The 10,378-nt window shown below is 63.3% G+C and carries 8 protein-coding genes; 2 read left to right on the top strand and 6 right to left on the bottom strand.

What is annotated here, in order from left to right:
* A partial coding sequence (locus tag EN935_RS10030; RefSeq protein ID WP_164771068.1) for a M23 family metallopeptidase occupies positions 1 to 1,244 on the top strand: 1,244 nt, incomplete at its 5' end.
* A gap of 29 nt (positions 1,245 to 1,273) precedes the next feature.
* Here EN935_RS10030 and EN935_RS10025 read toward each other — a convergent pair.
* Positions 1,274 to 2,833 (bottom strand): MFS transporter, encoded by a 1,560-nt coding sequence (locus tag EN935_RS10025; protein ID WP_127373298.1) that lies wholly within the window; start codon positions 2,831 to 2,833, stop codon positions 1,274 to 1,276.
* A gap of 155 nt (positions 2,834 to 2,988) precedes the next feature.
* On the opposite strand from EN935_RS10025, the gene EN935_RS10020 reads away from it, so the two are divergent.
* A complete protein-coding gene (locus EN935_RS10020) occupies positions 2,989 to 3,621 on the top strand; it encodes a TMEM175 family protein (protein ID WP_109658627.1) in 633 nt (210 codons plus the stop codon).
* Here EN935_RS10020 and EN935_RS10015 read toward each other — a convergent pair.
* From EN935_RS10015 to prmC, 5 genes are all read right to left on the bottom strand, one after another.
* Positions 3,595 to 5,118 carry a L,D-transpeptidase family protein gene (locus EN935_RS10015; protein WP_127265116.1) on the bottom strand — a complete coding sequence of 508 codons (1,524 nt, stop codon included), beginning with the start codon at positions 5,116 to 5,118 and terminating at the stop codon, positions 3,595 to 3,597. The two genes, EN935_RS10020 and EN935_RS10015, sit on opposite strands and share 27 nt — an antisense overlap.
* A 151-nt stretch (positions 5,119 to 5,269) precedes the next feature.
* Positions 5,270 to 5,635: an MmcQ/YjbR family DNA-binding protein gene (locus EN935_RS10010; RefSeq protein WP_127265115.1), complete on the bottom strand. Its 366-nt coding sequence runs from the start codon at positions 5,633 to 5,635 to the stop codon at positions 5,270 to 5,272.
* A 61-nt stretch (positions 5,636 to 5,696) separates the two neighbouring features.
* The gene (gene clpB, locus EN935_RS10005) at positions 5,697 to 8,303 is read right to left on the bottom strand and encodes an ATP-dependent chaperone ClpB (RefSeq protein ID WP_127373297.1); all 2,607 of its coding nucleotides are present in this window, start codon (positions 8,301 to 8,303) and stop codon (positions 5,697 to 5,699) included.
* Positions 8,304 to 8,525: 222 nt separating this feature from the next.
* On the bottom strand, positions 8,526 to 9,482 hold the full coding sequence (locus tag EN935_RS10000; RefSeq protein ID WP_127265113.1) for a DUF4167 domain-containing protein: 957 nt from the start codon (positions 9,480 to 9,482) through the stop codon (positions 8,526 to 8,528).
* A gap of 303 nt (positions 9,483 to 9,785) precedes the next feature.
* Positions 9,786 to 10,378 (bottom strand): peptide chain release factor N(5)-glutamine methyltransferase (gene prmC, locus EN935_RS09995; RefSeq protein WP_127373296.1); only part of this gene is annotated, 593 nt, incomplete at its 5' end.

The following is a 10,378-nucleotide window of genomic DNA, read 5'->3' as shown; positions in this document are numbered from 1 at the left end:
TGGCAGGCTCCTACGACGTCAAGATCGTGCCGGAAAACGTCTCGGTGGCGCCGCGCGCCACCGCCGACGACCAGGCGCCGGCCTTCGCCGAGGAAATCATCCCCTTCACCAAGGATCTCGACGTCACCGAGGCTTTTGCAGATTCGGGCTACACGGGTGAAGACGCCACCGGCATGGCCGAAGCCATCGCCAAGCTGTTGAACGCGACGGCGCTCAAAGACGGAACCGTGCTGCGTGTCGGCCTTGAGGTTCACGGCGATGCCGCCAAGGTCGTGCGCACCAGCGTCTACGACCGGACCCAGCACATCGTCACCATCGCGCTCGACGATCGCGGCCAGTATGTGCCCTCGCAGGAGCCGGATCCAAACCCCGAATTGCTGACGGCCTTCGATGATTCGTCGGCGCCGGTGGTGGTGCGCGGCAATCTGCCCAACATCTATGACGGCATTTACCGCACCGCCTATTCCTACGGCATGTCCAAGGCGATGACGCAGCGGCTGATCAAGTTGCTGGCGTCCGGCGTCGACTTCCAGTCACGTCTCAATCCTGCGGATCGCCTCGAAGTGCTGTTCTCGCAGCCGGACGGCGACGACCAGACTTCCGACGATTCGGAACTTCTGTATGTCTCGGCGACGTTCGGCGGCACGACGCGCAACTTCTACCGCTTTCAGATGCAGGACGGCAGCACCGACTATTTCGACCAGGACGGCTCAAGCGCTGAGCAGTTCCTGCTGCGCAACCCGCTGCCCAACGGCAGATTTACCTCTGGCTTTGGTGCCCGCAAACATCCGATCCTCGGCTATGTCCGCATGCACACCGGCACAGATTGGGCCGCTCCTATCGGCTCGCCGATCATCGCAGCCGGCAACGGCGTCGTCGAGAAGGCGGGCTGGGCCGGCGGCTACGGCAAGCAGATCATCCTGCGCCATGCCAATGGCTATGAGACGTCCTACAATCACCAGAGCGCCTTTGCCAAAGGCATCGAACCCGGGGTGCGCGTGCGCCAGGGCCAGGTTATTGGCTATCTCGGCCAGACCGGCCTCTCCACCGGTCCGCATCTCCACTACGAGCTGATCGTCAACGGCACCAAGGTCGATTCGATGCGTGTCCGGCTGCCGGTCGGCAAGGTGCTGAAGGGCGATGACCTCGTCGCCTTCAAGCGTGAACGCGAGCGCATCGACGACCTGCTGAAGCAGGAAGACAGCGATTCGCTGAAAGTAGCGAGCGCCAAGATCGACGGTTGATCCGTCGGCTTTTTAGCCTTTCTGGTTTCTCAGCCTTGCGGATTCTCGACGCGCCGCGACCATGGCAGCCGCTCACCGGAAATGGTCGTCCAGGCGATGACAGCCGCAAGCAGGCAAAGCAGCGCGGTCACCGAAGAGACGGCGGAAAACGCAGTGTCGCTGGCGGCGAGCCTTGCCGCATCGACGGTGGGCGCAAGTCCAACCGTCGCCGGTTCGCCAAAGCCTGGCACGCCGGGCGTTGCATTCCCATCCAGTGCATTCGCGTAGACCCAGGCGGCGAGCGAACCCATCGCCGCCACCGCGATCAGACCGCCGATGCGCGAGACGGCATTGTTGATGCCGGAGGCCGCACCCGTATCCTTGTCTTCCACCGCCGTCATGATCGCCGTCGACAATGGCGACACGACCAGCGCCATGCCGAGCCCCATCAGCGCCATCAGCGGGAATGTTCCTGTCCAGAAATTGTGGATTCCGGCATGGGTGAGCAAGGCAAGTCCGGCAAAGGCGAAAGCTACGACGAGGCTGCCGCAGGCGATCGGAAAGCGCGGGCCGATCCGGTCCGATAGCTGGCCGACCGGTCCAGACAAAAGCGCGATCGACGCCGACAGGGGCAGAAAGATGAAGCCGACCTCGGCCGTGCTCAGTCCCCAGCCGGCGATCAGCAGCATCGGCAGATAGAAAAGATTGGCCGACAGTGCGAAATAGAGGAAGAACGTCGCGACATTGGCGCCGGCGAAAGCGCCGACGCGAAACAGGCTGAGGTCGATCATCGGCTCGCGCTGCCGGAGCTCGAAGACGATGAAGACAGCCAGCAAAACGACGCCGGCGGCAATGCTCGGCCCGGCCATATGGCCCTCGCCGCTGGCGCTCATCGAGGTCAGCCCGTATGCGAGCGCACCGAAAGCCAATGTGGCGAGCGCGGCACCGCCGAGATCCAGGCTGCGTTTCTCCGTCGGCGCGTCGGCTGGAACCTTGGCCAGCAGCAGATAGATCGAGATCAGGCCGAGCGGCAGGTTGATGGCGAAGATCGCTCGCCAGATGCCGTCGCCGAAAGCCGACAGCACGAAGCCGCCGAGCACCGGACCAAGTGCCGTGGTCAGCGCCGAAGCAGCCGCCCAGATTCCGATGGCGCGACCGCGTTCCTTTTTCGGGTAGGCCTTGGCGATGATGGCGAGGCTGCCCGGCACCATGATCGCCGCACCAATGCCCTGGACGGCACGAAATGCGATCAGCACCACCGCATTCGGCGCCAGCGCACAGGCAAGCGAAGCGACAATGAACAACGCAATGCCCGCCACGAAGGCGCGGCGGAGGCCGAATCGATCGCCAGCAGCGCCGCCGGCGAGGATCAGCGCCGAGAGCGTCAATGCATAGGCATTGGAAATCCACTGGGCCTCGGCCAGGCTGGCGCTGAGGTTGACGCGGATCGCCGGCGTGGCGATGGCCAGGATCGAACCGTCGATGAAGCCGAGCGCCGAGGCCAGGATTGCCGCGATCAGCACGAATCGCCGCTGCGATTGCGGACAGAACGTTCCATTCGTGACCGGGCTGGTCAGCGGGACGGCGGCGGCTTCGCTGGGTGAATGCATGGAACCTTGCTTAGACCTCCAGTGCACCGGCAACAACCAGCCAGTGGCTTGCAGCCACTGAAACCAGCCCGTCGGCCAGGGGTCGCACCCTACCCGGATGCAAACGGCGGCGGTCATGCTAGGTTTTCCAGAAAGGTGCAGACGGGGAGACATCGATGAAGCGGCCACTTGAAGCATCGGCGGAGGGACGCGGCCGTATCGTCGGCATCACCGACGGGGTGTTCGCCATCGCGCTCACCCTGATCGTTCTGGAAATCAGGGTGCCGGCGCACGAGGCGATCCATTCCGAACGCGAGTTGCTTGCCGCGATCGCTGCCTTGGCGCCGCGTTTCCTGACTTATGCCTTGAGCTTCCTGACGCTGACCATCTTCTGGTTCGGCCAGCAGGCGCAGCATGGTCTGATCGCCAAGTCCGACAGACGGCTTGCCACGTTGAACCTCTGCTTTCTCGCCTTCATCGCCCTGCTGCCGTTCTCGACCGACCTGCTGGCCGACTTCCTCGAGTTCAGAACCGCGGTGCTGGTCTACTGGCTCAATCTGCTGATGCTCGGCGTCACGTTGTTCGCCAGTTGGCGCTATGCGGAGAAAAACGGCTTCGTGGCAGAGGATGTCGACGCGGAGACCAAACGCACGGTCTATCTGCGCATCGTCAAGGCGCAGATCCTGTGGGCGCTCGGCGCCGCACTCTCACTCATCAGTCCACTGCTCGGCATCGGCTTCATTCTGATCGTGCAGTTGGTCTATGCCGCCGCACTTCGGAGTTCACTGCTGCGCAAGGTCATCGGCTGAAGGTCCGCCGACAAACTCCACCGTGACACCGGGCGAAACGAGTTTGGCCAGTTCCCGCGCATCCCAATTGGTCAGGCGCACACAGCCATGGCTTTCGGTCTTGCCGATCTTCGATGGATCCGGCGTGCCGTGGATGCCGTAGGTCGGCTTGTCCAGAGCAATCCAGACCGAGCCGACCGGGCCGTTCGGGCCAGGCGGAATGGTCAGGACCTTGTCGTTCTGGCCCTGCTTGAAATTGATGCTGGGGTTGTAGGTGTAGTTCGGATCGAGCGCGACGCGCGACACCGTATGCGTGCCGGACGGCGACGGCGTATCCGACGAGCCGATGGTGGCGGGATAGGCTGCCACCAGCTTGCCGCCGGCATCATAGGCGAAAACCTCTTTCTTGTCCTTGTCGGCGACGATGCGGGCAACCGGCGTCGAGACCAGCCTGCCGAAATTGGCGACCTTGATGATCGTGCCGGGGCGATTGAAGTTGACGTCCGGGTTGAGCGCCTTGAGATAATTCTCGTCCATGTGGAAGCGCTCGGCCAGCGCCTCGGTCACCGACGTGTAGCCCATGCGGTCGAGCTGCGCCTTCTGGCTGTAGTCTTCAGGGATCGAGGCGACATAGGGACCGGCCGCATCCTCCGGCGTGATGGTGTAGTTGGCGAAGGCATCGCCGCCGGATTGCGCCAGCGCCGCCTGGATGCCGACCGCGTCGGTCGATCGCAGATTGCTGCCGGTGATCTGGTTGTAGGCGGCGAGCGCCTTGTCGACATTAGAACCGAAACGCCCATCGATGACGCCAGGCGAAGCGCCGCCGCGGTCGAGCAGCACCTGAAGTGCGGCGACATCCTGGCGCGCTCCCAGCGAAAGCGCCGGGGCAACAGTGGTCTTGTCGCCAGCCTTCGGCGGCAGAGCCGCCTGGTCGGCGGGCAGCGCCTCTTCGGTGGGAACTGCCGGCTGGGCCGGGTCTATCGAGGCCTCGTTCAGCGGCTGGCGCTTGATGGTACCCGGCTTTGCCGGCTGCGGCGCGTCGGGATAATTGTTGTCGTAGCTGCCATCGTCCTGCGGTGCCGGCGGATTGGCTTCCACGGAATTGTCCCCATAGGGATCGTATTCGTCCGCCGGCGGCGGGATAACCCGGCCTTCCTCTTCCAACTGCTTGCGACGGAACCGCGCCATGTCTTCCGGATCGTCGAGATAGTAGCGGTCGTTGCCGTCGGGGGCGCGGCCCAACTCGCGCAGACGTGTCTCTCGACGCAACGCGCGACGGTCGAGCCGGGTCTGCGGCGGTTGGATGGCGATGACCTTGCCGGTATCGGCGTCGACGATAACGCGGTTGCCCCTGGCGTCGTAATAAATGTCCACATTGCCGTCCTGGGCGAGCAGGATGCCGCCATCATTGGCGGCTCGGACAATCGGCGGTGCGCTGTCCTGCGTCGCGGCGGCGAACGCGCCTGAAAAGGACATCCCGGCTGCGAGCGCCGAAAGGGTCAAGATCGTGCGGAACATGGTAGCCAAACTCTCCGGTCCGTAATTGCCGCCGCCCGGCAGTGTCCCTGCAAGGCGAACCCCTTCGCCAGCAAACCAGTTACCCACCATATGGTTCCAACATGAACCGGGCATGAAGATGGCGGTTTTCCGGCGCCTCGAGGAATATTAGCTAGCTTGCGGCGAGTCCCAATTCCTTGCGCGCCTGCCTGGTCAGCTTCAGGGCGACAAGGCGATGGCTCTCGCGCAGATAGTCCTTCAGCGCAGCATCATCCATGCTGTGGCTTGTCCGACGCTGGATCCACGTCATGCCGCGCGAGGCAAGATAGGGCGCGGGCCGCAGGCCCGGCTGCTCCTTGAGCACATCATAGGCGATATCGGAGCATTTGAAGGTGACGAAGAGCTGCTGGCCCTGGTCCCAGCCGCCGATCGCGAAGACCTTGGCTCCGACCTTCCAGACATGGGCGCCGCCCCACTGGACGACATGGCTCGTCGAGGGCAGCGAGGCGCAGAAGCTGTTGTAGTCGTCCAGTGTCATCCGCACCCGCCTTTCATACGAAAAAACGCCGCGCGTCCAGGATGGACGCGCGGCGTTTGGATCAGGCTGCCGCTTCCGCCGCGACGATCGTCGGCTTCGAGCGGAAGTTCAGCCGGTCGGAACCGGCTGTGACCTTGACGGTCGAGCCGTCGAGGATATCGCCGAGCAGGATCTTCTCCGCCAGCGGGTCCTGCAATTCCTTCTGCATCACCCGCTTCAGCGGCCGCGCGCCATAGGCCGGCTCATAGCCCTCGGCCGCCAGCCAGTCGATCGCCTCTTGGTCCAGCGACAGCGTGATCTTGCGGTCGACAAGCAGGCTCTCCAACCGCTTGAGCTGGATCTCGACGATGCGGCCCATATCCTGCCGGCGCAGCCGGTGGAACAGGATCACCTCGTCGACGCGGTTGAGGAACTCCGGCCGGAACGACGCCTTGACGACATTCATCACCTCGTCGCGAACCTCATCGACATCCTGGTCCTCGCCGAGATTGACGAGATATTCGGCGCCGAGGTTCGAGGTCATGATGATCAGCGTGTTGCGGAAATCGACCGTGCGGCCCTGCCCGTCGGTCAGACGGCCGTCATCGAGCACCTGCAACAGCACGTTGAAGACATCCGGATGCGCCTTCTCGATCTCGTCGAACAGTACGACCTGATAGGGCCGCCGCCGCACCGCTTCGGTCAGCGCGCCGCCTTCCTCATAGCCGACATAGCCGGGAGGCGCACCGATCAGCCGGGCCACCGAGTGCTTCTCCATGAACTCCGACATGTCGATGCGCACCATCGCGCTCTCATCGTCGAACAGGAAGCTCGCGAGTGCCTTGGTCAGCTCGGTCTTGCCGACACCAGTCGGCCCGAGGAACATGAACGAGCCGATCGGCCGATTCGGATCCTGCAGGCCCGCGCGGGCGCGCCGCACCGCTTTGGAAACGGCTTGCACCGCCTCGCCCTGGCCGACGACGCGCTTGCCAATCTCGTCTTCCATGCGCAGCAGCTTGTCGCGCTCGCCCTGCAGCATCTTGTCGACCGGAATGCCGGTCCAGCGCGAGACGATATGGGCGACGTGGTCGGGTGTGACCACCTCTTCGACCATGCCGACCTTGCCGTCCTGGGCCTCGGCCTCCTTCAGCTTCTTTTCCAGTTCCGGTATCTTGCCATAGGCAAGCTCGCCGGCGCGCTGGAATTCACCCTTGCGCTGGGCAATGGCGAGGTCGTTGCGCGCCTCATCGAGCTGCTTCTTGAGGTCGGCGGCCAGCCCGAGCTTCTGCTTCTCGGCCTGCCACTTGGCGGTGATCTCGGTCGATTCCTCCTCGAGGCCGACGAGCTCCTTTTCCAGGCGGGCGAGCCGGTCCTTCGAGGCCTCGTCCGTCTCGACCTTCAGCGCCTCGCGCTCGATCTTGAGCTGCATGATGCGGCGATCGATCTCGTCCAGCGCCTCGGGCTTGGAATCAACCTGCATGCGCAACCGCGATGCGGCTTCGTCGACCAGGTCGATTGCCTTGTCGGGCAGGAAGCGGTCGGCGATGTAACGGTTGGACAGCATCGCCGCCGCCACCAGCGCCGAATCCGAAATGCGCACCTTGTGGTGCTGCTCGTACTTCTCCTTCAGGCCGCGCAGGATCGAAACGGTGTCTTCCACCGTCGGCTCGTCGACGAACACCGGCTGGAAGCGGCGGGCAAGGGCTGCATCCTTCTCGACATGCTTGCGGTACTCATCGAGCGTGGTGGCGCCGACGCAGTGCAGCTCGCCGCGCGCCAAGGCCGGCTTCAGGAGGTTCGACGCATCCATGGCGCCATCCGCCTTGCCGGCGCCGACCAGCGTGTGCATCTCGTCGATGAACAGGATGATATTGCCGTTGGCCGAAGTGACTTCGGAGAGAACGGCCTTCAGCCGCTCCTCGAACTCGCCGCGATATTTGGCGCCGGCAATCAGCGCGCCCATGTCGAGCGCCATCAATTGCTTGTCCTTCAGCGATTCCGGCACGTCGCCATTGACGATGCGCAGCGCCAGGCCTTCAGCGATCGCCGTCTTGCCGACGCCCGGCTCGCCGATCAGCACCGGATTGTTCTTGGTGCGGCGCGACAGCACCTGGATGGTGCGGCGGATCTCGTCGTCACGACCGATGACCGGATCGAGCTTGCCGGCACGCGCATCGGCGGTCAGGTCGCGCGCGTATTTCTTCAGCGCATCGTAGCCCTGTTCGGCACTCGCCGAATCGGCGGTGCGGCCCTTGCGGACGTCGTTGATGACCTGGTTGAGCGCCTGCGCGGTGACGCCGGCCTTGGCCAGTATGTCAGCGGTCTTGGCCGACTTTTCCATGGCGAGCGCCTGCAAGAGCCGCTCGACCGTGACAAAGCTGTCGCCGGCTTTCTTGGCCAGTTCCTCGGCGGTCGAAAACACTTTTGCCAGCGGCTGCGCCAAATAGAGCTGGCCATTGCCGCCCTCGACCTTGGGCATCGCTTCGAGCGCCGTCTCGACGCCAAGCTTGACGTCGCGGACGTTGCCGCCGGCGCGTTCGATCAGCGACGCGGCCAGGCCCTCGTCGTCGTCTACGAGCACTTTCAGGATGTGTTCGGGGGTGAACTGCTGGTGGTTGCGGGAGAGCGCCATGGTCTGCGCTGACTGGATGAAGCCGCGCACACGCTCGGAGTATTTCTCAAGGTTCATATCTGTCTCCTTCCATCACCGGCCCGCTTTGCGGCACCGGATCAGATTGCGGTGACGGACCCGCCCATTCGAGCCGGATCCTGTTCAGCCGAGATATGGTGCATAGGCCATGCTGTCTCAAGACGCCTTGATGTCGGTCAACGCATAATATTCCATCGCCGCGCAAAAACAAAAACGGCGGAGATTTCTCCCCGCCGCTCAACGTCTTGAAGTGTCGTTCTATCAGTTGTCGATATCGACAATGACCGGTTCAGCATTGCCGCTGTCGACCGGGGCAGCAGCAGCCTCACTGGCGTCGGCCCCGGAATTGGCATTGTCGCCGCCGTCAATCTGATCGGCGTTGACGCGCGGACGGCGCGGACGCCTCGGGCGACGGGCAGCACCGCTTTCGGCGGCCGCCTCGTTGAGCTCGGCCTGGGCGGCAAGACCCGCCGGCGACAGGTTCTCGAACAACGGAGCCGGCTCAGCCGCGGCAACGGACTCGGTCGGCGAAGCGGCTTCGCCCTGGATCGGGGTCTCGTTGCTCTGGGGCTGACCACCTTGCTCGGAGGACGAACCGAAGTCGCGCTGGCCGTTCTGGCCGTAACCGCCATTGGGGCGACGATCGCGATGGCGTGCGCCATTGTTGTCGCGGCCACCATTGTTGCGCCCGCCATTGTCACGCCCGGCATTGTCGCGATTGTCGCGGCCACCTTCCCGGTTCAGCGCGACCTCGGCCGGCATGCCTTCGATGACCGGCTGCGGCCCGGCGCCATGGTTGACCACCGGAACCTGAGCATCGGAAACAGTGTTGCTGTTGTTGCCGCCATTGTCGAAATCGTCGCGATCCTCGTCGCCGTCATCGTCGAAATCATCGCGATTCTGCTGCGCGTTCTGGATCGGCATCTGCGCCTGCGCGGCTGCGATGATGCGATTGTAATGTTCGGCATGCTGGAGATAGTTCTCCGCCATGACCCGATCGCCGGAGCTGTGCGCATCACGGGCAAGGGTGGCGTATTTTTCGGCGATCTGCTGAGCCGAACCGCGGATCTTCACGTCCGGGCCATTGCTCTCGTAGTTGCGCGTCAGGGGGTTTGGTCCCTTGCGGTTGTTGTTGTTATTATTATTGTTATTGTTACCACCGCCGCCGCCATTGTTGTTGCGACCGCGCATGCGCCTGTTCTGCTGTTGTGGCCTCATCAAACTCTCTTCATTTTGAAATTTTCGAAAAACTCTTCACGAACGGAGGCGCTCATGCAGCCAGCCGTTTCGTCTCTTCACCGGCGTTCGCCCGCATCGATTGCGTTGGCGCCACGTGCCATCCTGTTCCGGTTACATCACTTGCCGGACGATTCCCGCACGAAGCTTGGGCATCGTTTGCGCAAGAAGGCAGCTATTTCCAAGGAAAACCGAATCGCTAAGAGCACTGCCTGCTTCGTCTCATCCGGTTAAGGCGACCCTAGCCGTATTCCCCGGTATTGCCAAGCGCTTTTTTGCACTGCGTCAAGGCTTTATCCTTTCAAAGACAATAACCCTGTCGTTTCCGCCGAGGTCACGAAAAGCACCGCCCGGGACGTAGCCGGCTGCAGCGAATATCTCGCAGACCTCATTGTGCTGCGTGTGGCCGATCTCGACCGCAATCCTGCCTTCAGTTTCCAAAAACCTTGCCGCCTCCGCGGCGATGATCCTGTAGGGGTTCAGACCGTCCGCGCCGCCATCCAAGGCCAAGCGCGGGTCGAAATTGCGGACTTCGTCCTGCAGATTTCCAATGTCTTCCGAGGGTATATAGGGAGGGTTTGCGGCAATTACATGGTACCGGCCGGAAACTTTTTCGAACCAGTCCGACTGAAGCACCGTGAACCGGCCTGCAAGGCCCAGTTGCCCGGCATTGCGGGCTGCCGTCGCCAACACGCCCGCGGACAGATCGACGCCGGTGGCGATCGCTGTCGGCACGGCGCTGAGCAGCGCCAGTGCAATGGCGCCGGTGCCGGTGCCAAGATCGAGGATGCGGCACTCGCCTTCCCGGACCGCCACCGCCCTGACGAAAGGCAGCATCGCTTCGACCAGCGTTTCGGTATCGGGCCGCGGCTCCAGCG

Origin of the sequence: Mesorhizobium sp. M7D.F.Ca.US.004.03.1.1, from assembly GCF_003998635.1 — a bacterium.
GTDB classification, from domain to species: Bacteria; Pseudomonadota; Alphaproteobacteria; order Rhizobiales; family Rhizobiaceae; genus Mesorhizobium; species Mesorhizobium loti.
This window is presented reverse-complemented; position numbering and strand designations above follow the sequence as displayed.

What these genes read in the sequence shown, in the direction of transcription:
- EN935_RS10025 (WP_127373298.1), bottom strand. Translation starts at nt 2,833, where the DNA reads ATGCATTCACCCAGCGAAGCCGCCGCCGTCCCGCTGACCAGCCCGGTC.
- EN935_RS10020 (WP_109658627.1), top strand. Translation starts at nt 2,989, where the DNA reads ATGAAGCGGCCACTTGAAGCATCGGCGGAGGGACGCGGCCGTATCGTC.
- EN935_RS10015 (WP_127265116.1), bottom strand. Translation starts at nt 5,118, where the DNA reads ATGTTCCGCACGATCTTGACCCTTTCGGCGCTCGCAGCCGGGATGTCC.
- EN935_RS10010 (WP_127265115.1), bottom strand. Translation starts at nt 5,635, where the DNA reads ATGACACTGGACGACTACAACAGCTTCTGCGCCTCGCTGCCCTCGACG.
- clpB (WP_127373297.1), bottom strand. Translation starts at nt 8,303, where the DNA reads ATGAACCTTGAGAAATACTCCGAGCGTGTGCGCGGCTTCATCCAGTCA.
- EN935_RS10000 (WP_127265113.1), bottom strand. Translation starts at nt 9,482, where the DNA reads ATGAGGCCACAACAGCAGAACAGGCGCATGCGCGGTCGCAACAACAAT.